A 23,666-nucleotide genomic window follows, 5' to 3' on the forward strand; every position below is an offset into this window, starting at 1 on the left:
GGTGCGTCGGTGGCCTAGGGCCGGGCGGCGAAGCGTTCGAGCAGATCCACGTGCCCGGAGACGATCAGCACGTCGCGCCGGGTGACCTTGGTGTCGGGCTGGGCGTAGGTGAAGTCCTCGCCGGGGGACTTCACGCCCACCACGGTGATCCCGTACTTGGAGCGCACCTGGGACTCGGCCAGTGTGAAGCCCTGGGTTTCCTTGGGCGGGTACATCTTCACGATCGCAAATCCGTCGTCGAACTCGATGAAGTCCAGCATCCGCCCGCCCACCAGGTGCGCGGCGCGGACCCCGGCGTCGGCCTCCGGGTAGATCACGTGGTTGGCGCCGATGCGGGTGAGGATCTTGCCGTGCGAGGGCGTGATGGCCTTGACCCACAGGTGCTCGATGCCCAGGTCCACCAGGTTCACGGTGATCAGCACGGAGGACTCGATCGAGGTGCCCACGCCCACGACGGCGGAGGTGAACTCCTGGGCGCCAAGCTGGCGCAGCGCATCGATGTTGGTCGCGTCGGCCTCCACCACGTGGGTGAGCACCGAGGCCCACTTCTGCACGAGTTCCTGGTTGCGTTCGATGGCCAGCACCTCGCGGCCCTGCTTGACCAGTTGCTCGGCCACGGAGGCGCCAAAACGGCCCAGCCCGATGACCAGCACCGGGGCGTTGTGGTCCGTGTTCTTCTCAGCCAATGATGGGCCTCTCTTCGGGGAAGTGGTAGAGCTGGTTGCGTTGGCGCAGGGTCAGCGCCGCCGCAAGGGTAATCGTACCGATTCGGCCGGCAAACATCAGCGCGGAGAGCACGTACTTGCCCGCCGGCGGCAGCTCGGCCGACAAATTGGTGCTCAGCCCCACGGTCGCGAAGGCCGAGATCGACTCGAACAGCGCCCGGGACAGCGAGGTGCCGCTGATCACCAGCAGCGAGGCGGTCGCCAGCATCACCAGGGTGGCGCCCAGGACGATGACCGAGATGGCCACGCGCATGGTGCCCTCGGGGATGCGGCGGCCGAAGGCGCGCACGTCGGTGTCGCCGCGGGCCTCGGCAAAGATCGCCAGGAACATCACCGCGATGGTGGTGACCTTGATGCCGCCGGCCGTGGAGGCGGAGCCGCCGCCGGCGAACATCAGCGCATTGGACAGCAGCATCGTCACCTGGTTCATCTCTCCCTGGTCCACCAGGTTGAACCCGCCGGAGCGGGTCATCACCGAGGCGAAGACCGAGTGGATGACCTTGTCGCCGTCGGACATGTATCCGATGGTGTCCGGGTTGGTCCATTCGGCCGCCGCCCACAGCAGCGCTCCGCCCGCCAACAGGATGCCGGTGACCAACAGGGTCAGCTTCGCGTGCAGCGACCACTTGCGGGTGTTGAACCTGTGCGCCAGCAGCACCATCAGCACCGGGAAGCCCAGCGAGCCCAAGAAGACCCCGAGCATCAGCGGGACCAGGATCCACAGGTCCGTCTCGTAGGGGACCAGCCCGTCCGAGTGCGGCGTGAACCCGGCGTTGTTGAAGGAAGAAACGGAGTAGAAGATCCCGTGCCACACGGCCTCGCCCACCGGTTCACCCAGGATCAGGAAGCGCGGGACCAGCATCAGGGCCAGCGCGATCTCGATGGCGACCGAGGTGGTGATCACGATGCGCAGCAGCGAACCGACCTCGCCCAGGGTGGAGGCGGCGGAGGTGTTCATGGAGTTCTGCGCCATCAGCTTCCCGCGCACGCCCAGCCGCTTGGACACCGCCAGGGAGAGCACCGAGGCCAGGGTCAGGATGCCCAAGCCGCCGACAAACACCGCGATGATCATCACCAGCTGGCCGAAGAAGGACCAGTGGGTGGCGGTGGAGACGACGGTCAGCCCGGTGACGCAGACCGCGGAGACCGCGGTGAACAGGGCGTCGTAGAAGGGAGTGGGTTCGCCGGCGGCCGAGGACACCGGCAGCGCCAGCAGGGAGGTGAACAGCGAGATCACAATGACGAAGGTGAACAGGGCCAGGCGGGCGGGGGAGCGGACGGTGAAATCCGAGGCCATCGCCCGCCACTGGCCCACGCGCGTGCGCCATCTGGCCGGTGCGCCGGATTCGGCGCCGGCCCGTCGTGCTGGTTCGGAAAAGGGAGGCGTTCCCATGTGTATAGCTCGGCTCCAAGACTTGGACATCTTCGGTGCGGAAGCCCTGCCCCGCAAGCTCCCACAATAAACCATGCCGCCACGGGTTCCGCCGGGGAACGGCGCGACGCGCGGCCCCGGCGTGGGAAGGGCCGGTGTGCCGCGGGTGTCTTGGCGCATACCGAGCTCGCCGATCGCGTAGCCTGAGTGTGTGTTTGCCGTAAATGCGCCCGTGCCCCCGACCCAGGTGATCTGGAGCGAGCAGATGATGGCCTACCGCTTCAGCGAGACCCATCCGATGCACCCGATCCGGCTCGAACTCACCGCCCGCCTCTGTGCGGACCTGGGCCTCTTCGACCGTGCCAACCTCACGCTGGTCCAGCCCGAAGTCGCCACCGACGAGCAGCTGGCCGTGGTGCACGATGTCGACTACATCGCAGCCGTCCACCGGGTCAGTGCCCATCCGGAGGTGCCCGACGAGGCCCGCGGGCTGGGCACCGAGGACAACCCCGCCTACGCCGGGATCCACGAGGCCAGTGCCCGGTTGGCCGGCGGATCGCTGGCCGCGGCCGAAGCGATCCTGGGACAGAAGGCCTTGCACGTGGTGAACTTCGGCGGCGGCATGCACCACGCCGCCGCGGGCAAGGCCAGCGGCTTCTGCATCTACAACGACGCCGCCCTGGCGATCCAGCGGTTGCTCGACGGCGGGGTGAAAAAGGTCCTGTACATCGACGTGGACGCGCACCACGGCGACGGAACCCAGTCCATCTTCTGGAACGACCCGCGGGTCATGACCATATCGATCCACGAATCCGGGATGTCGCTGTTCCCGGGCACCGGGTACGCCAACGAGATCGGGGGGCCCGACGCGCAGGGCACCGCGGTGAACGTGGCGGTACCCGCGCGCACCACCGATGCCGCCTGGCTGCGCGCCTTCCACGCGGTCGTCCCGCAGCTGGCAGCCGCCTTCGCCCCGGAGGTCATCGTCTCGCAGCACGGCTGCGACGGGCATCGCGACGACGACCTGTCCAACCTGCGCCTGACCATCGACGCCCAGCGGCAAAACGCGCTGGATATTGCCGAGCTGGCGGCCCGGCACTGCGAGGGCCGCTGGATCGCCACCGGCGGAGGTGGCTACAACACCGCCTCGGTGGTTCCGCGGGCCTGGAGCCACCTGGTGGCCATCGCCTCGGGCAGGCCGGTGCCGCTGGCCACTCCGGTGCCGCGCCACTGGCGCGACTACGTGCTCGAGCGCTACGGGGTCAGCACCCCCGAGTCCATGGGCGACAACGCCGAGCTGTGGTGGCGTTCCTGGGAGGTCGGCTACGACCCGGCGGACCCGGTGGACCGCACCATCATGGCCACCCGCAAGGAGATCTTCCCGCTTTTCGGGCTGGACCCCTGGTTCGATTAGGGCAGCCCAAGATGCCAACGCACGTATATGCAGATAGGGTTATGCGGTGGCTCATGATGATATTTTCTCCGCGCTGGCAGACCCCACCCGGCGCCGGTTGCTCGAGGCCCTGCGCGAGGATTCGTGCTCGGTCGGTTCCCTGGTCGAGGCGTTGGGTGTTTCCCAGCCGACCGTCTCCAAGCATCTGAAGGTGTTGCGCGAGGCCGGGCTGGTCTCGATGCGCGCCGACGGGCAGCGCCGCTACTACGCCCTGGAGCCCGTGACGTTCCTGGAACTGGAGACCTGGCTGCACCGCTACCTGCCTCCGCCCCCGGCGCTGTCGCTGGTCCCGGAGCAGGCTGCCGGATCGCACGAGGTCGCCAGCCAGGCGACGGTGGCAGCCGCGCAGCTGGGCCGCACCGTCGGCCGCGGCCTGGAACAGGTCACCGGCCGCGCCCAGGATTTCCTCGAGCGGTTCCCCAAACCGAAATTCGGCAGAAAGCGCTAGCCGGGCCACCAATGGCTGCGCGGCATCCTACCGCGACAGGCAAAAACGTTACGCGGGCGTGGTTCCATGATTACGCCCGGGTTGTGCCCTCGGGTGCTGCCCGTGTCATTCTCTAATCCGGGGCAGCGTTGCCAGTCATGGCGGTCGCGTGCCCTCGTGCCTGCCCCAAGTGATGAGGAGATAAGACTTGGACCAGCATCTTGCGACCATTCGCGACGAAGTTTTCCGTCGCAATCCCGGTGAAGCGGAATTCCACCAGGCGGTGACCGAGGTTTTCGAAAGCCTCGAAGCGGTCTCCCGCAAGCGCCCCGAATACGCCGAAGCGGCCATCCTGCAGCGCTTGTGCGAGCCGGAGCGCCAGATCATCTTCCGTGTCCCGTGGACCGACGACGAAGGACGCGTACAGATCAACCGCGGTTTCCGTGTGGAATTCAACTCCGCGCTGGGCCCGTACAAGGGCGGCCTGCGCTTCCACCCCTCGGTATACCTGGGCATCGTGAAGTTCCTGGGCTTCGAGCAGATCTTCAAGAACTCGCTCACCGGCATGCCCATCGGCGGCGGCAAGGGCGGTTCCGACTTCGACCCGCGCGGCAAGACCGACGCCGAGGTCATGCGCTTCTGCCAGTCCTTCATGACCGAGCTCTACCGCCACATCGGCGAGTACACCGACGTACCCGCCGGCGACATCGGAGTGGGCGGCCGTGAAATCGGCTACCTCTTTGGCCAGTACAAGCGCATCACCAACCGCTACGAGTCCGGTGTGCTCACCGGCAAGGGCATCAGCTGGGGAGGCTCACTGGTTCGTCCCGAGGCCACCGGCTTTGGTGCAGTGATCTTCACCCAGGAAATGCTCAAGACCCGCGGCACGAGCTTTGACGGCCAGCGTGTCGTCGTTTCCGGTTCGGGCAACGTCGCCATCAACGCCATCGACAAGGCCCAGAGCCTCGGAGCCCGCGTCTTGACGGCGTCGGATTCCTCCGGCTACATCCTCGATGAGCGCGGCATCGACATCGAGTTGCTTCGCCAGATCAAGGAAGTCGAACGCGGACGCATCAGCGAGTACGCCGAGCGCGCCAAGTCCAAGAAGGTGCACTATGTCGAGGGCGGCAACGTCTGGGACGTGGATGCCACCGTGGCGCTGCCCTGCGCCACGCAGAACGAGCTGGACGCCAAGCACGCCAAGCGCTTGATTTCCGCGGGTGTCCTGGCGGTGGCCGAGGGCGCCAACATGCCTTGCACCGCCGCGGCAACCTCGCTCTTCCAGGACGCCGGGGTGCTCTTCGCCCCGGGCAAGGCGGCCAACGCCGGCGGCGTGGCCACCTCGGCACTGGAAATGCAGCAGAACGCCAGCCGCGACTCGTGGAGCTTCGCGCACACCGAGGCCCGCCTGACCGAGATCATGGTCGGCATCCACGACCGCTGCGCCTCGACCGCCGACGAGTACGGGGTTCCGGGCAACTACGTGGCCGGCGCCAACATCGCAGGCTTCGTGAAGGTCGCAGACGCAATGCTGGCCCAGGGCCTGATCTAGCAAGATCCGCAGCGGCCGCCGCACCAGGGACCAAGGCCGGGGACCGGCAAGCATGAACCCAGGGGGGGTCGGCTTGTCGACCCCGGCTTTTGCGTGTTTGAGACGCTATGTTTCGCCGGGTCTCGGTGCCGGGTTTGTGGTTTTCGACGACCCGGGGGTACATTTTCAACCATGACTAATCGTTGGTATGCGTATTTTGTGTCGGCTCTGGAGGGGCCTAAGACGCGATAATTTCGCATACCCACCTTCAGAGCCGACAAGGGCCGCAAGCTATTGCTTGCCGGCCCTTCGCTATTTCCAAGATAGCGGCCCTGGAGGAATACGGAGACGTGTCAGCGGGGGCCGCATTGAAACCGATGGGCCCCGCCAAGACGCGCAGGGCCGAAACCGAAAGGCCCCCAACCATGAGCATCGCAGCCGCCACCGAGACACAGCAACGCGCCAACACCAATGAACGCGTGCTGGGAATCACCGAACTTCCCACCCCCGCCGAGCTGGTCGCCGAACTTCCCGTGGGAGATGCCCAGGGTTACCGGATCATGCGTGCCCGTCAGGAAGTCCGCGCCGTGCTCTCAGGGCTCGATGAGCGCCTGCTGGTCATTATTGGCCCCTGCTCGATCCACGACCCGGTTGCGGGGCTTGAATACGCCGCCAAGCTCGCCGCAGCGGCCAAGGAACACGAAGGCGAGCTGCTGGTGGTGATGCGCAGCTACTTCGAAAAGCCGCGGACCACGGTGGGCTGGAAGGGCCTGGTCAACGACCCGCACCTCGATGGCAGCCACGACATGGCCGCGGGACTTCGATCCGCGCGCGAGTTCATGCTCGCAGCCAGCAGCCTGGGACTGCCGCTGGCCACCGAATTCCTGGAACCGCTCAGCGCCCAGTACCTAGCCGACGTGATCAGCTGGGGAGCCATCGGCGCCCGCACGACCGAAAGCCAGACCCACCGCCAGCTGGTCTCGGGACTCTCGATGCCCGTGGGGTTCAAGAACGGCACAGACGGATCGGTACAGGTCGCGATCGACGCCTGCCAGGCCGCCGGTGCCCCGCAGTCGTTCATGGGAATCAGCGACGAGGGTCGCACCGCCATCGTGCAGACTGCGGGAAACCAGGATGCCCACCTGATCCTGCGTGGTGGCGCGGATGGACCCAACTTCGCCGTGGAACCGGTGGCCAAGGCCTCGGCAGCCATGGAAAGCGCCGGCATGAATCCGAGGGTGATCGTCGATGCATCCCACGCAAACTCGGGCAAGTCCCACGTACGCCAGGGCGAGGTCATTGCGGAGCTGGCTGCCCGGATTGCCGCAGGTGACCAAAAGATTGCCGGAATCATGGCCGAAAGCTTCCTGGTCCCCGGCGCCCAGAAGCACGATCCGGACACCGTGGCAGCGGGCTCCGACGTGCTCTCGGGACTGGCCTACGGCCAGTCCGTCACCGATGCCTGCATGGGTTGGGACACCAGCGCGGAACTGCTCCAGGCCTTGGCATCCGCGGTGCGTGCTGCACGCTAGCTGTCGTGCACGCCTGTCTGCCCCGAGTCGCGACTATGGCCTACGCATTGTTGCACGTCGCGCAGTTCACATTGGCCCCGCGAGCCACTAAAGTGTGACATAAGAACATAGGGTATCTTGGGGTGTTGGCGTGGGCAAGGAACACTCCCTAGTTTGCGCCAAGGCATGACTGCTATGTGAATATTGTCAGGAGAATCAGGGAATGGTCGAATCGCAAAACTTTGCCAACGCGCGTTTCATGACGGTGGCCGAGGTTGCCGAGGTGATGCGCGTGTCAAAGATGACCGTCTACCGCCTCGTTCACGCCGGTGATTTGCCGGCCGTTCGATTCGGTCGTTCCTATCGCGTACCCGAAAATGCGGTGCAGGAATACCTGCGCGCGGCCGGGTTCGGGCGGGACTCTAGCACCGGCTAGCGCCGACGGTTTTCACGAGTGGTCAGAATCCGCTCTGGAAGCAGGTAATCTGTTAAGGAACGTTTAACGTCCCGTTGGCTATTCTGGTGCTTTGGTGCCGAAGAAGTAGTAGTCGGCAATCGAATCAGTTTGTGAGGAACCATTATGGGCTCTGTTATTAAGAAGCGCCGCAAGCGTATGGCCAAGAAGAAGCACCGTAAATTGCTTCGTAAGACCCGCCACCAGCGTCGTAATAAGAAGTAAATGCCGGCTCCGGGCTTGCCCGGAATCGAGCATGTGAAAAGGTGCGTTTCCCCTTCGGGGAAACGCACCTTTTTGCATGTCACGGAAGTTGCCGCGGACCCGGCGGATGCGGCCTTAAGGGCGTCGGCGAAGTGCTCCAACGCTGCGCCACAAGCCCCAGAGCGCGCCTGAGACCCCCGCAGCCTTCAGGCCAAAGGTTGCGGCCCTGCGCCCGGTGCGAAAATCGTAAACGGGCCAGTTCCGCTCCTTGGCGTGGCGGCGAAGCCTGCCGTCCGGATTGATCGCCACGGGGTGGCCAACCACCTCCAGTAGCGGGATGTCGTTGTGGGAGTCGCTGTACCCCCAGCATTCGGCCAGGTCCAGGCCCTTTTCCTGGGCAAGGTCCTGGACCGCGACGGCCTTCGCTGCTCCGTGCAGGATCTCGCCGACCAGGCGTCCCGTGTAGACACCTTCGACATGTTCCACGCTGGTTCCAAGCGCTCCGTCGAGTCCCAGTCGCCGGGCCATGACCGTGGCGACCTCCAGCGGTGTGGCGGTGACAAGCCAGACCTGGCGCCCTGCGTGCATGTGCTGGTCGGCGATGGCCCGGGTGCCGGGCCAGATTTTCGACTCAATGAACTCGTCATAAATTTCATCCCCGAGCGCAACCATGTCCGCGACGGAGAACCCCGACGCCAGCAAAAGCGCGCGGTCGCGGATGGCATGGATGTCACCGAGGTTCTCGCCCCGGGTCACGAACCGCAGCTGGTGAAGGGCAAACCATGCTACCTCGCGCAAGGTAAAAGCCCGGCGTTGGTACATTTTCCGGGCAACCGCATACAGCGATGCACCACGCATCATGGTGTTGTCAACGTCAAAAAAGGCGGCCGTGGTGCTGGATATCACCGGCTCCTGCCCAAGGTGGGACACGGGGAAAGGGTTGGAGGGCATCCGCCCAGTGTATTGCAAACTTCTTTCACTGGAGCTGTAGCGTTGGATCATGAGCAGTGTGCAGACCCCGCGAGAGATCAAGTTGTTGGTTCGTTCCGGATGCCATTTGTGCCTCGCCGCGACGAAGACCCTCGATGAGGTCACCGGCAGGCTGGGATACACGTGGCAGAGCGTTGACATCGACCAAGACCCGGAACTCCTGGCACAGCACTCGGAAGAAGTCCCGGTGCTGTTGGTGGACGGACGGGTACGGGATTTCTGGGTGATAGACGCCCAGCGACTTGAGTCCTTGTTGGCCGGATAGCGTCGGGGTTGGCAGCAGGCCGTCCAAGTGAAAGCCCGTGGCCGTGAAGCGGCCCCGCAAGGACCGGTTGGTACGTCATGAAGTCATCCAAGGAATCGAGCCAGAACACCATGCCCACTGAGCACCACCCCGCAGGCAGCGACGTGAACGCTTCCGCTGCAGGCTACCGGATCGCCGAGGACCTCGAGCCCGGCATGGAGCAAGGTCAGCCGCCGACCGGTTCGCTGGGCAGGATCCTTCCCGAGGCGACCCTGGCGCGATTGACGCAGTACCTGCGGGCGTTGAACGCGATGCAGGCCCGCGGCGCGGAACGCACCTCCTCGGGCATCCTGGCCGCAGAGGCGGGGGTCAATCCCGCCATCCTCCGCAAGGACCTGTCCCTGCTGGGTTCGTACGGGACCCGCGGGGTGGGCTACGTGGTGACCGAACTGACAGAACACATTTCCAAGGCCATGGGCCTGATGCGGCATTGGCGTGTTGCCATCATCGGTGCCGGCAACCTGGGTCGGGCGCTATCGGGGTACGGGGGATTCAGGAGCCGAGGCTTCGAGGTTGTGGCCCTGCTGGATTCGGCACCCGAGGTCATCGGCACCGCGGTGGGGGACCTGCAGGTCCAAGACGTCGCCGACCTGGACCGGATTCTCGAAGCCACCGATGCCAACATCGCTGTGCTCTCCGTTCCCGGCGCCGCCGCCCAGGACCTGTGCGACAAGCTGGTGGGCCGTGGCGTGCGCAGCATCCTGAGTTTTGCCCCGGTGGTCCTGCAGGTACCGTCCGGCGTGAACCTGCGCAAGGTCGATCTGGCCACCGAACTCCAGATCCTGGCCTACCACGCGCAGAGCCTGGGTTCCTAGTCTCCAGGTGCCGCTCGCCGAACGGCTCCGGTGCCAACAAAAATGGTCCGTGGGAGCCAGCCGCCACCGGCTGATTCCCACGGACCATTCGCTGCGAATTAGCGATTCTTTAGCGGTATCCCGCGGCCCGTGCCGCACGGCGGGCGGCAATGTACTGGCTTGAGGGACGCAACCAGGCAAAGACAACGCCAACGACGCCGAGTACGACCGACAGCAGGATCAGTAGTCCGCTTCCGAGGCTCAAGAGCGAGAGTGCGGCAAGGACGGTGGCGAAGATGCGTGCCACGTTGCTTCCCCTGCGGACCATGAACGCAATCAACACGTAGGCGCCCAGGAAGATCAGGGCAAAGACAACCACGGTCGACTGGATTGCCGGAAGCATCCCCACGACGTCGTCGAGGGTCAGCCCGGATGCCTTTAGCTGCTCGTCCATGCCCGGCATGGCACCGAGCTCGCTGCTCAGCGTTGCCGAGTTCAGGTTGAAGATCGAGGTGACCAAGCCGATGGCAAAGACCACGCCGGCTGCCAGGATGGCCCAGAACGACGTGTCCAGTTCCTTGGGGCGGTGCGTTGGCATCTGGGGTGCCGCAAAGTTGCCCTGCGGCGGCACCGGGAAGCCGCCCGGGTAGGGCTGCTGGCCGTAGGGTGACGGAGGCTGCTGGCCATAGGGCTTGTCGGCGGGCGGCTGCTGGCCGTATGGGTTGGGGTTCTGCCCGTAGGGGTTGGGCTGCTGGGCGCCATACTGCGGCGGCTGGCCATGTGGAGTATGGCCGGCGGCGTTCGGATCCTGCGGTGCACGCTGCCCGTACTGCGGCGGGTTCGGTTCGCCTGACGGCGGCTTCGGGTTCTGGGGATCATTTTCAGGGGTAGACATAACCTGCTCCTTTTGGTGGAAAACTACGGCTTACCCCTCACGATATAGGGTGCGGTTTCCATTTTGACCCTCCCTAAGGATGGTTTTTCGTGGCGTTTGAACGATTTGTCCAACGAGGTGGCAAAGCCTGGGGCACTTGCGGTGCCGATTGCGGCCAGACTTGTACGAGTTGTAGAAATTGAAGCTGTTTCCCCGCGCTTTCCGGTAGGTACAAGGGCAAAGTCACGTTTCCGGTTTAGGTATCGGAACAAAATTTTGAGACACTTAACCCATGTCGACTGCTACCGTTCACCTTCTGCGTCATGGCGAAGTGCATAACCCGGACAGGGTTCTCTACGGTCGGCTACCGGAGTTCCACCTTTCCGATCTTGGTCACCAAATGGCCGACCGCGCTGCGGAGTACTTCATCGCGCAGCGAAATGCGGGAGCCAACATCACGCATTTGGTCTCCTCCCCGCTTGTGCGGGCGCAGGAAACGGCCGAACCGACTTCCAAGGCGCTGGGCCTGGAAATTGTGACCGATGATCGGATCATCGAAGCCGCGAACCGCTTCGAGGGACTGTCGCAAATCAAGAACCGGCTGAAGGAACCAAAGTACTGGTCCTACGTCGTTAATCCTTTTCGTCCATCCTGGGGGGAGCCCTACCGGGACCAGGTGGCACGAATGATGACCGCCATTGTCGAACACCGCGATCGAGCGGTTGAACTTGGCGGCCGTGGAGCCGAAGTCATTTTGGTCAGCCACCAGCTGCCGATCTGGGTTACGCGCCGCTCTGCCGAGGGCAAGGCCCTGTGGCATGATCCGCGGAAACGCGAGTGCACTCTCACCTCCGTGACTAGCCTGGACTTTGAAGGTGAAAGTCTGGTCGCAGTCCGTTATGCAGAACCTAGCGTGGACCTCTTGGCCAACGCTGCGAACATCCCTGGAGCTTGAGATCATGACCGATCCCATCTCGGCCCAAGCACAGCGCTTGGGCCGACGTACATTCTTGCGCGCAGCCTTGATTGGTGCTGCCGTGCTGCCGCTGGCCGCATGCGTTGGCGACGAGGATCCCCTGGCCAAGCAAGCCCGCGAGGGCAACAACAAGAATTACATCGCCGGTGACGGCTCCGTGCAGGAATACGGTCCGGAGTCGCGTACGGCCCCGGTGGAGATCCAGGCCGTTGCCTACGACGGAACCAAGATCGATTCGGCCGACTGGACCGACCAGGCGACCGTCCTGAACTTCTGGTACGCGGCTTGTGCCCCGTGCCGCATCGAGGCCCCGCACATGGTTGAGCTCAGCAAGGAGTTCAAGGGCAAGGTCGAATTCATTGGGATCAACGTGCGCGACGAGAAGGAAGCCGCCGAGGCATTCGAGCGCACCTTCGGCATCGAGTACCCCTCGATCCAGGACACCCAGGGTGCGATCCAACTGGCGATGACTAAATACGTCCCGCTCAAGGCCGTGCCCACCACGCTGGTGCTGGACAAACAGGGCCGGGTCTCGGCGCGCATCCTCGGAGTCGCCGAGAAACCAACGCTCAAGGCACTGATCAATACGGCTCTGACCGAGTCGTTGTGATCAACACCGTGCTGGCCGGCGCCTTGATGCTGCCGGCCCAAGGTAACCAGTTTGCCGAGATCGTCCAGGACGGATCGCTGATTCTCGCTGTTCCCGTGGCCATCTTGGCGGGCCTTGTTTCATTCCTGTCGCCTTGCGTACTGCCACTGGTACCGGGGTACCTGGGTTACGTCACCGGCCTTTCCGGCGCCGATCTCGCCGAGCAGAAACGCGGCCGCATGGTCGCCGGAATCGGCCTGTTCATCCTCGGATTCACGGTTGTCTTCATGCTCGCCGGTGTGCTCTTTTCACAGATCGCCGGATGGATGGTCTACAAGGGTGCGTGGGTCACGCAGCTCCTGGGCCTCGTGGTGATCTTCATGGGCATAGTCTTCATGGGGAAGTTCTCCTTCATGCAGCGAGAGGCCAAGATACACCGCAAGCCACCGGCGGGTCTCTGGGGGGCCCCTGTCCTGGGTCTGACCTTCGGATTGGGATGGGCGCCATGCATCGGCCCGACGCTGGCTGCTGTGTTGGCGATGAGCTCCGGCGTGGATCCGAATCCGGGCAAGGGCGCACTGCTGACTTTCTTCTACTGCATGGGATTGGGACTGCCGTTCCTCTTCATCGCCATGGCAATACGCCGCGGCATGGGAGCCATGCAATTCTTCCGTCGACACCAGTTGGCGATCATGCGCTTCGGCGGCGGCATGTTGATTCTTCTGGGAATCCTGATGGCCACCGGCCTGTGGGGTACCTGGGTTACGCAATTGCAGGATTGGTTCACCAATGAGATCAGGTTGCCCATCTAATGGCGAAAAATGACATGAAAAAAGACGTAGCGGTCCCGGCCCTTGGGTTCGTTGGCATGCTGCGCTGGGCATGGACCCAGCTGACCAGCATGAAAACGGCGCTCTTCCTGCTGCTGCTGCTGGCAGTGGCTGCGGTGCCCGGGTCGCTCTTCCCCCAGCGTTCGGTGAATCCGGAGCAGGTAACCATCTACCTGACCAACAAGCCAACCGCCGGCGAATGGCTGGACCGCTTCCAGCTTTTCGACGTGTACTCCTCGGTGTGGTTCTCGGCCATCTACATGCTGCTGTTCGTCTCGCTGATCGGTTGCATCCTGCCGCGTGTGAAAAAGCATGCCAAGGCGCTGCGCACACCACCTCCGCGCACTCCCTCGAGACTGAACCGGTTGCCGCAAAACGGCACCATCGAGATCCAGTCCGCGGCGGAGTCCGGCCTCAGCGACGCGGAAATCGCCAGGCAGGCCGCCGCGCTCTTGAAAAAACGCGGTTACCGGTCAGAGGCCCGTACCGAGGGCCCGACCCCGTCGGTGGGCGCCGAGCGCGGGTACATCCGTGAAATCGGCAACCTGCTGTTCCACATTTCCCTGGTGGGGCTCCTGGCCTCGGTGGGCATCGGCGGCGCCTTCGGGTACAACGGGCAACGCGTCCTGGTCGAGGGCGAGACGTTCGTGAACTCGCTGGTTTCCTACGATTCGTTCAAGCCCGGAACCTTCTTCAAGGAAGATTCCCTGGATCCGTACTCGGTGAAGCTCGACAAGTTCAACATCACCTTCGACCGCGAATCCACGACCCACTTCGGCCAGCCGATCGATTTCACCGCCGAGGTCGAGACCCGCCGCAGCCCGGATGCCGAACCCCAGAAGGAAACGATCCGGGTCAATCATCCGCTGCGCATCGATGGCGCGGACATGTACCTGGTCGGCAACGGCTATGCACCGGTGGTCACCGTTCGTGACGGCGCAGGAAACGTTGCGTTCAGCGGACCGGTGGTGTCGGTCCCCCAGGACGGCATGTACACCTCGCTGATGGTGATCAAGGCTCCCGACGCCAAGCCGGATCAGTTGGGCTTCCAGGGCTTCCTGCTGCCCACCGCGATGACGGACGAGACGGGGTTCGCGATTTCCGGGGACCCCAACGCCATCAATCCGCAATTGCAGCTGAACTCGTACTACGGAAACCTGGGACTGGACGACGGCAATCCGCAAAACGTCTACGTTCTTGAAACCGACGCCCTGAAGGAACTGAACAACCGAAACCTCGACGCCGGGGGCATCGTGCTGTCGGCAGGACAGACCTACAAGCTGCCGGACGGCAAGGGAAGCATTTCCTTTGACGGTCTCAAGCGCTTTATCGGCGTGGACATCGCCTACGACCCGAGCAAGCGCCCCGTGGCGATCTTTGCAGCGCTTTCGCTGCTGGGACTGGGCATCTCACTGTTCACTGCACGACGCCGTGCCTGGGTGAAGGTCAAGACCTCGGTTGACGGATCGGGCCGTGAAGAGCGGATAATCGAATACGGATTGCTGGCCCGCGGTGAAGACCACGGACTTGAATCCGAAGCCAAGGAGCTGCGCAAGCTTCTTGAGCAGCAGTGGCCCGCCGTTGAGCGAGCCGGAGTCTAGGAGACCGAATGGAAAACAACATGCCCACGATCAACGTGGCCTTGGGTCAGTACAGCGACCTGTTCATGTTGCTTGCCGCAATTGTCTACGCATCGGCCTTCGTGGCGTTCGCGTGGGATCTTGCGAAGTCAAGCAAGCTCATCCAGGAAATCGACGCCGCGACGCTTGCTTCGGAAAAGAAGGCCCTTGTCGCGGCCGGCGCCGTGGGAACACCACCCCCAGGCGGCGCGGAAAACGAGCTGGTCAATGACTCCATGACCTACACGGCCACCTCAGCCAAGCGCATGGCGGCCAAGGTTGCGGTCTCCCTGACCTGGCTGGGCGTGCTGTTGCAGGGCTTTGCCGTGGTCGCCCGCGGCATTGCTGCCGGCCGGGTCCCGTGGGGCAACATGTATGAGTTCCTGTCCACCGGTTCCTTCCTGGTGGCCCTCGTGTTCTCGCTCGTGCTGCTGAAGAAGGACCTGCGCTTCATGGGCACCTTCGTTATCGGCCTTGTCACCGTGATGCTGTGTGGCGCCACCATGGGCTTCCCGACACCGGTCGCACACCTGGTGCCGGCCCTGCAGAGCTACTGGCTGATCATTCATGTGTCCATTGCCGTGCTGGCCTCGTCGTTGTTCACCATCACCTTCGCGATGAACGTGCTCCAGCTGGTCCAGCACGCACGGATGGATGCGCTGGCCGCGGGCAAACCGGACAAGATGCCGTTCATGCGGCTGGTCCCCGGTGCCGCCCCCTTGGAAAACTTCGCCTACCGCATCAACGCGGTGGCCTTCGTGATGTGGACCTTCACCGTAATGGCCGGGGCCATCTGGGCCGAGGCCGCCTGGGGCCGCTACTGGGGTTGGGACACCAAGGAGGTCTGGAGCTTCGTGATCTGGGTTGTCTACGCGGGTTACCTGCACGCCCGGGCAACAGGAGGCTGGACGGGTGCACGCTCGGCATGGCTGAGCATCATCGGCTACCTCTGCATCGTCTTCAACTTCACCGTTGTGAACATCTACTTCAACGGCCTGCACTCCTACGCGGGTTTGTAGAGACACCACGCTGCACCCGGTGGCCCCGTACCCGCATTTGCGGGTACGGGGCCACCGCCGCGTTAACCGGCCCGTCGAGGGCCCGCTGGCAGCCTTGGGCCAAACAGCAGCAGTCGCCTTTCGGGCCGCTTTCTGGCATAGCCCCTTCCCGGGTTGTGGTCCGCTCTTGGTCTGTTGGGGCGTCGGTGGGAACCAGAAGCCCAGCGAAGATGCGACGCCTTTCCCGGGGAGTTTTCTTCCCTGCGTGGGAACACACCTGTTCACCACGTAGACAGAAGTACACTCTGGACACCACAATTCACAGGAGGAGCCGGGGCCGATCGCGGCACGACACGGAACCCGTTCCGCCCTGCTGGACGAATTCGCCTATGGCCTGCAGATCCGTACCGGGGTGCCGGGAGCGCTGAGCATTTTCACCGGTGCCCGGGGCCTGGGCACGAAAGCCATGCCCGGCGAAGCGGAGGGATTCGCACGCTCCCATGGGTGGTGGTCTCGGAGACGGAGCCCCGGGTTCCGGGGCCGGATTGGCGAAGTGACGCGCGCAGCGGCGGAAGCGCCGGGGCAAGGGACGGCCGGCCGGTGCATCACCGGCATCGGTGCTGAAGGGTTCACGATCACCTCGCAACTGCCGCCTGCACTGCAACAGGGATGGAGGCAACAGGGGGAGATGCCGCGGAGATTGATGGATGTCTGGCAAACCTGGCTGGCCATCACCATGGATGAGATCCATGGCGCCAACCGCGATGAGTTCGTGCGGCTGGCTGCCTTTGTGCAGCGTTTTATTCGCGAGGGGCTTCCGGTGGCACTGCTGTTTGCCGGCCCGCCGGCAGAAGTCTCCGACCTGATCAACGAGGGTGTCGCGACATCCCTGCGGCGCGCGGACCATATGGACCTGCAAGCCGCAGCCATCCAAGATGTTGAAGCATCGTTCCTGGAGGTATTCGCAGGAGTAGAGTACGCAGCCAAACCGGATCTTATTCGCAAGGCTGTTGAATCCACCGGCGCCACGGGGATGCGAAAATATGATCGGCAACCTCCGGGCCCGGTTCATCGGCACGGGACTTGTCCAACCAGCAGGGCGTGGGCTGCTCGAATTCCCCATCCCGGGAGTCCGGGTGCATCTGCGAGGGGCCCAAGACCGAACGTCCCCGGGCGTCGTCCTTTCTGCCGAAGAGCACAACGGCCAGGACTTCGAGGTGCAAGGCAACGAGCATGACGGCTACTGGGTGCACTGCGGTGGCGTTTTCGTGTCGTCCTTCAGCTGCACCGTCGATCCAGGGGTACACGGACCGATCCGGGATGCCGCACTGGAAGAACTCGAAGATCCGATGACTGGGCCCTGGAACCCCGCGACGGCAAGGCCACCGCAGAAGGAAACCAGTTTGCATCCGGCATCCGGGCGAAGCGGGAGAAGGCAGTGGTATTCAATGGTGATCGACCTCACGTTCAAATGTGCATGAATATCGTGCGTTTTGGCTCGAATAGCACGAATGGTCCGTCGATTTCTGCTGAAAAATGCCGTGATCCCGGTGAAATTCACTGCATTTACCGCTCGATTAGGCTGGTGGGCAAAGCGCTGTTATTGTTGTATCTACCGACGCGGGGTGGAGCAGTTCGGTAGCTCGCCGGGCTCATAACCCGGAGGTCACAGGTTCAAATCCTGTCCCCGCCACAAAGAAGAAGCTCTTGTTCCAGACCCGGGACAAGAGCTTCTTGCATTTCCGGGGCACCCGGGCCTATGGCTAGTGCAATGCCCCGCATCTCACAGCGCTTGCCTGCGAGCATGGCCCCGTGCTTCCGGCTCCGCCTTGAAGCCCGGCGGCAACGCGGAAGCCCGGGTGGTGACCGCCGAAAACGGAGCGGTGCTCCGGGGCAAAGCAAGAATCTCTTGCTCGAAATCAATTCTTGATGCTAGGCTCGGCAATTGCCGATCATTGAAAGCGATCGACTTAATCAAGATCCCGCTCTTGGGAAACAACCTGATCTGAAAGGAAAGAACCATGTTGAATCTGCAGATGACTCAATCAAATGCTCTTTCCATGCGCCTATTCAAGCGCCAGTACAAGCAAGAACCAGGCCCTCGGCTGCCCCGCTCATAGACTTCTGCACGCCAGCAGCAAGACAAGCCCCGCAACCACACACCGGTTCGGGGTTACTTTTTTGGATCCGATCATTTCCCCGAACCTTTCTAAATTTGCCGTGAATTTCCACGGCAAAGAAAACAACACCAGAAAGCGAAATCGTGGAGACCATCAACAGCCGGCTCAAGAACTGGGCATCCATCCTGGATGAGAAGACCCGTGAGCAGGCAATCACCGCCTCGAAGATGGCATTCATCTTCCCCCACCTGGCCTTGATGCCCGATGCCCACCTTGGCAAGGGAGCAACCGTCGGGTCCGTCATCCCCACTCTGGGAGCCATCATTCCCGCAGCGGTCGGGGTGGACATCGGCTGCGGCATGATCGCGGTGAAGACCCAGTACTGCGCTCGCCAGCTGCCCAAGGACCGCAAGCCGCTGCGTGAGGACATCGAGCGCGCGATTCCACTCTCGGCGGGCAAGTACAACCGCAAGGTCGTAGCCACAGCGGTGCCACGCATTGCCGAGCTCAGGGACCTCGCGGAGCGGGCGGGCTTCGATCCGGCAAGCTATGCGGGAAACTGGGAACTGCAGCTGGGGTCGCTCGGCTCGGGAAACCATTTCATTGAAGTCTCCCTGGACGAAGACGACAACGTGTGGCTGTTCCTGCACTCAGGCTCCCGCGGAGTAGGGAACCGGATCGCCACCAAGCACATCAAAGTCGCCCAGCAGGTCGCCAAGAAGTACTGGATCGAACTTCCCGACCCGGATCTTGCTTACCTGGTGGAGGGGACCGAGGAATTCGCTGCCTACATCCGGGAACTCCGGTGGGCGCAGCATTTCGCACTGCTCAACCGCGAGGAAATGATGGACCGGGTCATCCGCCAGTTCAGCGAATGGGTTGGGGGAGACGTGCGGGAAATTGAGCGGATCAACTGCCACCACAACTTCACCGAGAAGGAAACGCACTTCGGCAAGTCGGTGTGGCTCTCACGCAAGGGGGCCATCCGCGCCCGCCAGGGGGACCCGGGGCTGATCCCCGGGTCCATGGGCACTGCATCCTACGTGGTGATCGGCAAGGGCAACGCCGTGGCGCTGGATTCATCGCCGCACGGTGCCGGCCGGGAATACTCGCGTTCGGCAGCCCGAAAGACCTTCAGTGTGGAGCAGTTGCGTGAAGCGATGAAGGGGATCGAGTACCGCGACACCGACGCCTTCATCGATGAGATCCCTGGTGCCTACAAGCCGATTGACCAGGTCATGGAGGATGCTGACGACCTGGTGGACGTGAGGCACAAGCTGCGCCAGATCATCAACGTCAAGGGCGATTAAGCAGATGGGTGGTGGCCCAAGGGAATCCTTGGACCACCACCCCGGAGTTTCGGGATCGAGCGAGCGATTACGGCGTGTGCCGCGGTGTTTCCTCGGTGGGGTTTCCACCTTCGTCGCGGGGTTTGCCTTCTTCGCGTAGCTTGCGTTCGCGGGCTTCGAGTTCGGCTTCCTTGCGGCGCAGTTCGTCCTCGCGGGCCTTGTTGCGGCGCTGCGTTTCCAGGTTGCGGAGGAATTCGGGGTCGTCGTCCGGTGCGCCGGTGGCGGGCCTCTTGGCCTGGGTGGGCTGCGCGTAGGTGCTGGAGGACGGGCGGCCCAACCAGAACCACAGTCCTGCTCCGATCAGTGGAAGCAGGACGATTGCCGCTATCCAACCTGTCTTGGGCAGCGAACGCACATCACTCGGACGCGTACGCACGCATTCGATCAAGGCATAGATGGTTACTGCGAGTGCAACCAACGCCATAAAAATAAAGTTCCTGACCATGCCTACAGTCTAGTGAATTTATCTGTGTTCTGGCTGCGTATAGACTGGAGGGGTGCAGTTCTTCAAGTACACCGTGATCCGGTTAGCCCTTTTCTTCGTAGTTTTCCTTCCACTGGTCTTCCTTTTGCAGTGGCCGCTGTACACGGCCGGCCTCATCGCGCTGGTGATCGCCTTTGCGCTGAGCTACCTGTTCCTGAACAAGATGCGATTGGCGGCGAACGCCGAGGTGCAGAAGATGTTCAATGCAAGGGGCCCCAAGAAGACCAGGCACGATTTGGAGGACGAGGAAGCCGAAGACCGCTTCCTCGACAACGGACAGTAATTTTCGCATCCATGCGGCAGAGGGGCTGCGCATTGCACGCGTCGGTGTGCAGAGCGCGGCCCCTCGGGATTTATGGGGAGCCCGGGCGTTGGTCAGGAACGTTGTCCCGCGTTCCTTTCGAGTTCGGCTGCCAGCAGTTCCCTGGCGTGGGCCAAGTGCCCATCGAGTGCACTGGCCGCGCCTTCCGGATCCCCGGCCGCAATCCGTTCCAGGATGGTGGCGTGCTCCCTGGCGATCTGGGCGGAATCGAGCAATTCCAGCGATTGCACACGAGTCATGCAGAGCCGGACTTCGCCCAGGAGCGAGCGATACATTGCGCTGGTCCGCTTGTTGCCCATCGCGTCAACCAAGGCGGTGTGGAAGTCCATGTCCGGGTCGATGATTGCCGTCGCCGGCTGTGAAAGACGGGCCTCGATCTCGGCATTCGCGCTGAGCGCGGCTTGCGGGACGGTGGCGGTCTTGGCCAGGCGCCGAACCACCTCGGATTCCAGGAACGCCCGCGCGAAATAGATGTCCCGGACCGAATCGGCGCCCAACGTCTTCACCCGTGCCGTCTTGTGGACTCCGCGCTCCAGCAGGGAATCCGCGACCAGTCGCTCGATGGCGGCCTTGGCCGTTGGCCGGGCGACGTCGTATGCCCCCGCCAGCTCCGCCTCGGTCAGTGCGGTTCCCTGTGCGAGGTCGCCCGCATAGATTCGTCGGCGCAGATCCTCGACGATGGCATCAATGATGGAAAGCGCTGAGACGCGTTGGCTCATGAAGATGGGATCCTTCGGATGGAGGGCAACAGGGACAACAATCGTGACAGATTTTTTCGGGGACAGCTTGATACACAAGTGTACTTGTAAGACAATCGTAGGGTCGGTGGCTTGCGCACCCAAGGCCCGCTGCACGCCCGACGGAGTATTCTCACTTGATGGAACGGAAGAGCCCCACCTTGATTCCCACACTGCGCAATGCGCTGGGCAATGACAACCAGCTCACCCAGCGCGCCATCGACCTGCACGCCTACGCCAACGATGCCTCGCACTTCCTGCTGACACCGCAGGCCGTGGCAATCCCGAACAATGCGGCCGAGGTCGGCGCCCTGCTCAAGGCCAGTGCCGAGCTCAACCTGCCGCTGACGTTCCGCTCGGGCGGGACCTCGCTCTCGGGGCAAGGGGTGACCGACTCGCTGCTGGTCGACGTGCGGAAGAACTTCAAGGACATCGAGGTCCTGGACAACGGCATGCGCGTGCGGGTCCAGCCCGGAGTCACGGTGCGTGCCCTGAACGCACGGCTGGCGCTCCATGGACGCAAGTTCGGTCCGGATCCAGCCTCCGAGGTGGCCTGCACCATTGGCGGCGTGGTGGCCAACAACTCATCCGGGATGCACTGCGGAACCGTGGACAACGTCTACCGCACCCTGGAGTCGCTGGTCATCGTGCTCACCAGCGGAACCGTCATCGACACCGGCACCCCCGATGCCAACGCGCGGCTCCGGGCCCTGGAGCCAGCGCTCTTTGACGGACTTGAGCGACTCACCCGACGGGTGCGGTCCAACCCCGACTCCGTGGCAAGAATCAAGCAGCAGTTCTCCATGAAGAACACCATGGGATACGGGCTGAACTCGTTCCTGGACTACGAGGATCCCGCCCAGGTCCTGGCCCACCTGATCGTCGGTTCCGAGGGAACACTCGGGTTCGTGGCCGAGGCGACGTTCAGGACCGTGCCCACCTACAAGCACGTGACCACGTCCCTGCTGGTTTTCGACGACCTCTATACCGCGAACGAGTCCCTCGAGGCACTGGTGGGCTCGGGGGCAGCCACCGTGGAACTCATGGATTCGCTCTCGTTGAAGGTCGGGCAGGAGCTGCCCGGGAGCCCGGCGATCGTCACCGACCTGAATGTGCAGTCGCATGCCGCGTTCCTGGTCGAATACACCGCAACAAGTGCCGAGGAACTTGCCGAACGCCAAGCGACGGGCATGGCGCTGGCGAACTCGCTCGAGCTCAGCGCCCCGGCGAGGTTCAGCCCCGACGCCAAGACCCGCGCCGAGTTGTGGCAGCTGCGCAAGGGCCTCTACGCCTCGGTGGCGGGGGCCCGCACCCAGGGAACCACTGCCCTGCTGGAAGACGTCGTCGTGCCGGTTCCGGCCCTGGCCAGGACCTGTGCCGAGCTCTCGGTGCTCTTCGAGCGGTACGGATACGAAAACTCGGTCATTTTCGGCCATGCCAAGGACGGCAACGTCCATTTCATGCTCACCGACGGTTTCCACACCAAGGACCAGGTCGAGCGCTACTCGGCCTTCACCGAGGACATGGTCGACCTGGTGCTCGGCGAGGGCGGCTCGCTCAAGGCCGAACACGGCACCGGCCGGATGATGGCCCCCTATGTGCGCCGCCAATACGGCGACGAGCTCTACTCCGTCATGCGCGAGCTCAAGACCTTGCTTGACCCGGCGGGCCTGCTGAACCCCGGGGTCATCCTGGACGAGGACCCGCGGGCCCACCTGCGCCACATCAAGGTCACCCCCGCAGTGGATCCGGAGGTGGACCGTTGCGTGGCCTGTGGCTACTGCGAGCCCGTCTGCCCCTCGCGGAACCTCACGCTGACCCCGCGCCAGCGCATTGTCACGCTGCGCGCCATCGAGACCGCCCGGCAGGCAGGCGACGAAAAGCTGGTGGCCGAGCTCGAGAAGGACTACACCTACGAATCGGTGGACACCTGCGCGGTCGACGGCATGTGCCAGACCGCCTGCCCGGTGGATATCAACACCGGGACCCTGGTGAAAAAACTGCGCGCCAAGGAAGCCGGCAAGCTCGAGGACGCGGTCTGGAACGGGGCCGCAAAACACTGGTCGGCCGTGACCCGCGGTGCCGGCAAGGCGCTGACCATGGCCGCGAAGATCCCGGCTCCGCTGGTGCTCGGCGCCAACAAGGCGGGCCGAGCGGTGCTGGGGGACGACACGCTGCCGTTGTACTCCGCCGAACTTCCCGCAGGCGGTACCCGGCGCGCCCGCCCGGCACCGGCCGGTGAACCGGTCGCGGTGTACTTCCCGGCCTGCGTGAACACCATGTTCGGGCCGGCCGACCCGGCCCAGCCGGGGATCCAGGAAAGCTTCAGTGCCCTTGCCGAACGCACGGGCGTTGAACTGCTGGTGCCCAAGGGCATCGATTCGCTGTGCTGCGGCACCCCGTGGTCCTCCAAGGGCATGGAAACCGGGCACGCGAGCATGGGCGAAAGCACCGTGGCGGCCCTGCGGGCGGCAAGCCGCAACGGCGAACTGCCGATCCTGTGCGATGCCTCCTCCTGCACCGAGGGCCTGCTCCACAGCATCGAGGGCGAACAGGTCCCGGTCGGAGGCAAGCCGCTGCGGATCATCGACGTGGTCGATTACACCGCGCAGCACATCCTGCCGCTGCTGCCCGAGGGCAAGAAGGTAGCTTCGCTGGCGCTGCACCCGACCTGTTCCTCCGTGCGCATGGGGCTGAACCCCGCGCTGCAGGCGGTCGCCTCGGCCGTGGCCGACACCGTGCAGGTCCCGGAGAGCTGGGGCTGCTGCGCCTTTGCGGGCGACCGCGGGATGCTGCACCCGGAGCTGACCGAATCGGCCACCGAGGCGCAGGCCGCCGAGGTCAGTGGCTTCGGCGCCACCGCGCACGCCTCGTGCAACCGTACCTGCGAGCTGGGCATGACCCGGGCGACGGAACAGCCCTACGAGCACGTGCTGGAATTGTTGGAGCGCGCCACCCGGCCCTAGGGTGGCGCCGCGCCGGGACGGAAGGTTCCCGGCCTCC

General features: G+C 63.7%; 24 protein-coding genes and 1 tRNA gene. 18 read left to right on the forward strand and 7 right to left on the reverse strand.

Features of this window, described 5'->3' with window-relative positions; genetic code table 11:
• Window positions 1-14 precede the first annotated feature (14 nt).
• Window positions 15-653, reverse strand: coding sequence for a potassium channel family protein (locus DQ353_RS05265; RefSeq protein ID WP_113761830.1), 639 nt, complete (start codon window positions 651-653; stop codon window positions 15-17).
• 25 nt (window positions 654-678) lie between these two features.
• Window positions 679-2,118: a TrkH family potassium uptake protein gene (locus DQ353_RS05270; RefSeq protein ID WP_113761741.1), complete on the reverse strand. Its 1,440-nt coding sequence runs from the start codon at window positions 2,116-2,118 to the stop codon at window positions 679-681.
• A gap of 244 nt (window positions 2,119-2,362) precedes the next feature.
• Here DQ353_RS05270 and DQ353_RS05275 point away from each other — a divergent pair, with 244 nt between their 5' ends.
• From DQ353_RS05275 to DQ353_RS05300, 6 genes are all read left to right on the forward strand, one after another.
• The gene (locus DQ353_RS05275; protein WP_113761742.1) at window positions 2,363-3,511 is read left to right on the forward strand and encodes an acetoin utilization protein AcuC; all 1,149 of its coding nucleotides are present in this window, start codon (window positions 2,363-2,365) and stop codon (window positions 3,509-3,511) included.
• A 46-nt stretch (window positions 3,512-3,557) separates the two neighbouring features.
• On the forward strand, window positions 3,558-3,998 hold the full coding sequence (locus tag DQ353_RS05280) for an ArsR/SmtB family transcription factor (RefSeq protein ID WP_113761743.1): 441 nt from the start codon (window positions 3,558-3,560) through the stop codon (window positions 3,996-3,998).
• Between the two features lie 187 nt (window positions 3,999-4,185).
• Window positions 4,186-5,529 carry an NADP-specific glutamate dehydrogenase gene (gene gdhA / locus DQ353_RS05285; RefSeq protein WP_113761744.1) on the forward strand — a complete coding sequence of 448 codons (1,344 nt, stop codon included), beginning with the start codon at window positions 4,186-4,188 and terminating at the stop codon, window positions 5,527-5,529.
• Window positions 5,530-5,933: 404 nt separating this feature from the next.
• Window positions 5,934-7,040 (forward strand): 3-deoxy-7-phosphoheptulonate synthase, encoded by a 1,107-nt coding sequence (locus DQ353_RS05290; RefSeq protein WP_113761831.1) that lies wholly within the window; start codon window positions 5,934-5,936, stop codon window positions 7,038-7,040.
• A 202-nt stretch (window positions 7,041-7,242) separates the two neighbouring features.
• Entirely contained in the window at window positions 7,243-7,455 is a 213-nt protein-coding gene (locus tag DQ353_RS05295) for a helix-turn-helix domain-containing protein (RefSeq protein WP_113761745.1), read from the forward strand.
• Window positions 7,456-7,599: 144 nt separating this feature from the next.
• A complete protein-coding gene (locus tag DQ353_RS05300) occupies window positions 7,600-7,698 on the forward strand; it encodes a 30S ribosomal protein bS22 (protein ID WP_003792170.1) in 99 nt (32 codons plus the stop codon).
• A 114-nt stretch (window positions 7,699-7,812) separates the two neighbouring features.
• Here DQ353_RS05300 and DQ353_RS05305 read toward each other — a convergent pair whose 3' ends face one another.
• Window positions 7,813-8,628 (reverse strand): HAD family hydrolase, encoded by an 816-nt coding sequence (locus DQ353_RS05305; protein WP_286166621.1) that lies wholly within the window; start codon window positions 8,626-8,628, stop codon window positions 7,813-7,815.
• Window positions 8,629-8,677: 49 nt separating this feature from the next.
• On the opposite strand from DQ353_RS05305, the gene DQ353_RS05310 reads away from it, so the two are divergent.
• Window positions 8,678-8,932 (forward strand): glutaredoxin family protein, encoded by a 255-nt coding sequence (locus DQ353_RS05310; RefSeq protein ID WP_181578254.1) that lies wholly within the window; start codon window positions 8,678-8,680, stop codon window positions 8,930-8,932.
• A 194-nt stretch (window positions 8,933-9,126) separates the two neighbouring features.
• Complete coding sequence (locus DQ353_RS05315) at window positions 9,127-9,786, forward strand: redox-sensing transcriptional repressor Rex (RefSeq protein ID WP_286166629.1); 660 nt, start codon at window positions 9,127-9,129, stop codon at window positions 9,784-9,786.
• Between the two features lie 109 nt (window positions 9,787-9,895).
• On the opposite strand, the gene DQ353_RS05320 is transcribed toward DQ353_RS05315, so the two are convergent.
• Window positions 9,896-10,660 (reverse strand): hypothetical protein, encoded by a 765-nt coding sequence (locus DQ353_RS05320; RefSeq protein WP_113761747.1) that lies wholly within the window; start codon window positions 10,658-10,660, stop codon window positions 9,896-9,898.
• 271 nt (window positions 10,661-10,931) lie between these two features.
• Here DQ353_RS05320 and DQ353_RS05325 point away from each other — a divergent pair, with 271 nt between their 5' ends.
• From DQ353_RS05325 to DQ353_RS05355, 7 genes are all read left to right on the forward strand, one after another.
• Entirely contained in the window at window positions 10,932-11,594 is a 663-nt protein-coding gene (locus DQ353_RS05325) for a histidine phosphatase family protein (RefSeq protein ID WP_113761748.1), read from the forward strand.
• Window positions 11,595-11,598: 4 nt separating this feature from the next.
• Window positions 11,599-12,225, forward strand: coding sequence for a TlpA family protein disulfide reductase (locus DQ353_RS05330; protein WP_113761749.1), 627 nt, complete (start codon window positions 11,599-11,601; stop codon window positions 12,223-12,225).
• Window positions 12,226-12,251: 26 nt separating this feature from the next.
• On the forward strand, window positions 12,252-13,016 hold the full coding sequence (locus tag DQ353_RS05335) for a cytochrome c biogenesis CcdA family protein (RefSeq protein ID WP_113761834.1): 765 nt from the start codon (window positions 12,252-12,254) through the stop codon (window positions 13,014-13,016).
• A 14-nt stretch (window positions 13,017-13,030) separates the two neighbouring features.
• On the forward strand, window positions 13,031-14,635 hold the full coding sequence (resB, locus tag DQ353_RS05340; RefSeq protein WP_113761835.1) for a cytochrome c biogenesis protein ResB: 1,605 nt from the start codon (window positions 13,031-13,033) through the stop codon (window positions 14,633-14,635).
• Between the two features lie 20 nt (window positions 14,636-14,655).
• On the forward strand, window positions 14,656-15,672 hold the full coding sequence (ccsB, locus tag DQ353_RS05345; protein ID WP_113761836.1) for a c-type cytochrome biogenesis protein CcsB: 1,017 nt from the start codon (window positions 14,656-14,658) through the stop codon (window positions 15,670-15,672).
• A gap of 1,022 nt (window positions 15,673-16,694) precedes the next feature.
• A complete protein-coding gene (locus tag DQ353_RS21560; RefSeq protein WP_181578255.1) occupies window positions 16,695-17,132 on the forward strand; it encodes a hypothetical protein in 438 nt (145 codons plus the stop codon).
• 138 nt (window positions 17,133-17,270) lie between these two features.
• Window positions 17,271-17,344: transfer RNA gene (locus DQ353_RS05355), tRNA-Met, on the forward strand.
• A gap of 90 nt (window positions 17,345-17,434) precedes the next feature.
• Here DQ353_RS05355 and DQ353_RS21975 read toward each other — a convergent pair.
• Entirely contained in the window at window positions 17,435-17,674 is a 240-nt protein-coding gene (locus DQ353_RS21975; protein ID WP_113761750.1) for a hypothetical protein, read from the reverse strand.
• Between the two features lie 240 nt (window positions 17,675-17,914).
• Between DQ353_RS21975 and DQ353_RS05365 the strand changes: the two genes are divergently transcribed.
• The gene (locus tag DQ353_RS05365) at window positions 17,915-19,081 is read left to right on the forward strand and encodes an RtcB family protein (protein WP_113761751.1); all 1,167 of its coding nucleotides are present in this window, start codon (window positions 17,915-17,917) and stop codon (window positions 19,079-19,081) included.
• A gap of 67 nt (window positions 19,082-19,148) precedes the next feature.
• Here the strand turns inward: DQ353_RS05365 and DQ353_RS05370 are convergent, their stop codons facing one another.
• Window positions 19,149-19,544 (reverse strand): PLDc N-terminal domain-containing protein, encoded by a 396-nt coding sequence (locus DQ353_RS05370; protein ID WP_286166622.1) that lies wholly within the window; start codon window positions 19,542-19,544, stop codon window positions 19,149-19,151.
• 73 nt (window positions 19,545-19,617) lie between these two features.
• On the opposite strand from DQ353_RS05370, the gene DQ353_RS05375 reads away from it, so the two are divergent.
• A complete protein-coding gene (locus tag DQ353_RS05375) occupies window positions 19,618-19,887 on the forward strand; it encodes a DUF4229 domain-containing protein (protein ID WP_113761753.1) in 270 nt (89 codons plus the stop codon).
• Between the two features lie 92 nt (window positions 19,888-19,979).
• On the opposite strand, the gene DQ353_RS05380 is transcribed toward DQ353_RS05375, so the two are convergent.
• On the reverse strand, window positions 19,980-20,645 hold the full coding sequence (locus tag DQ353_RS05380) for a GntR family transcriptional regulator (protein ID WP_113761754.1): 666 nt from the start codon (window positions 20,643-20,645) through the stop codon (window positions 19,980-19,982).
• Window positions 20,646-20,803: 158 nt separating this feature from the next.
• On the opposite strand from DQ353_RS05380, the gene DQ353_RS05385 reads away from it, so the two are divergent.
• Window positions 20,804-23,629, forward strand: a complete 2,826-nt coding sequence (locus DQ353_RS05385; protein ID WP_113761755.1) for an FAD-binding and (Fe-S)-binding domain-containing protein — start codon at window positions 20,804-20,806, stop codon at window positions 23,627-23,629.
• Window positions 23,630-23,666 lie beyond the last annotated feature (37 nt).

Source organism: Arthrobacter sp. AQ5-05, from assembly GCF_003287975.1.
Taxonomy (GTDB): Bacteria; Actinomycetota; Actinomycetes; order Actinomycetales; family Micrococcaceae; genus Paeniglutamicibacter.

Bases quoted from the DNA above. Each gene is read 5' to 3' on its own strand.
- DQ353_RS05320 (WP_113761747.1), bottom strand. From the start codon at position 10,660: ATGTCTACCCCTGAAAATGATCCCCAGAACCCGAAGCCGCCGTCAGGC.
- DQ353_RS05315 (WP_286166629.1), top strand. From the start codon at position 9,127: ATGGAGCAAGGTCAGCCGCCGACCGGTTCGCTGGGCAGGATCCTTCCC.
- DQ353_RS05330 (WP_113761749.1), top strand. From the start codon at position 11,599: ATGACCGATCCCATCTCGGCCCAAGCACAGCGCTTGGGCCGACGTACA.
- DQ353_RS05295 (WP_113761745.1), top strand. From the start codon at position 7,243: ATGGTCGAATCGCAAAACTTTGCCAACGCGCGTTTCATGACGGTGGCC.
- DQ353_RS05335 (WP_113761834.1), top strand. From the start codon at position 12,252: ATGCTGCCGGCCCAAGGTAACCAGTTTGCCGAGATCGTCCAGGACGGA.
- DQ353_RS05305 (WP_286166621.1), bottom strand. From the start codon at position 8,628: ATGCCCTCCAACCCTTTCCCCGTGTCCCACCTTGGGCAGGAGCCGGTG.
- DQ353_RS05270 (WP_113761741.1), bottom strand. From the start codon at position 2,118: ATGGGAACGCCTCCCTTTTCCGAACCAGCACGACGGGCCGGCGCCGAA.
- DQ353_RS05325 (WP_113761748.1), top strand. From the start codon at position 10,932: ATGTCGACTGCTACCGTTCACCTTCTGCGTCATGGCGAAGTGCATAAC.
- DQ353_RS05370 (WP_286166622.1), bottom strand. From the start codon at position 19,544: ATGGCGTTGGTTGCACTCGCAGTAACCATCTATGCCTTGATCGAATGC.
- ccsB (WP_113761836.1), top strand. From the start codon at position 14,656: ATGCCCACGATCAACGTGGCCTTGGGTCAGTACAGCGACCTGTTCATG.
- DQ353_RS21560 (WP_181578255.1), top strand. From the start codon at position 16,695: ATGATCGGCAACCTCCGGGCCCGGTTCATCGGCACGGGACTTGTCCAA.
- DQ353_RS05380 (WP_113761754.1), bottom strand. From the start codon at position 20,645: ATGAGCCAACGCGTCTCAGCGCTTTCCATCATTGATGCCATCGTCGAG.
- DQ353_RS05385 (WP_113761755.1), top strand. From the start codon at position 20,804: ATGGAACGGAAGAGCCCCACCTTGATTCCCACACTGCGCAATGCGCTG.
- DQ353_RS05300 (WP_003792170.1), top strand. From the start codon at position 7,600: ATGGGCTCTGTTATTAAGAAGCGCCGCAAGCGTATGGCCAAGAAGAAG.
- DQ353_RS21975 (WP_113761750.1), bottom strand. From the start codon at position 17,674: ATGGTTCTTTCCTTTCAGATCAGGTTGTTTCCCAAGAGCGGGATCTTG.
- DQ353_RS05310 (WP_181578254.1), top strand. From the start codon at position 8,678: ATGAGCAGTGTGCAGACCCCGCGAGAGATCAAGTTGTTGGTTCGTTCC.
- DQ353_RS05290 (WP_113761831.1), top strand. From the start codon at position 5,934: ATGAGCATCGCAGCCGCCACCGAGACACAGCAACGCGCCAACACCAAT.
- DQ353_RS05275 (WP_113761742.1), top strand. From the start codon at position 2,363: ATGATGGCCTACCGCTTCAGCGAGACCCATCCGATGCACCCGATCCGG.
- resB (WP_113761835.1), top strand. From the start codon at position 13,031: ATGAAAAAAGACGTAGCGGTCCCGGCCCTTGGGTTCGTTGGCATGCTG.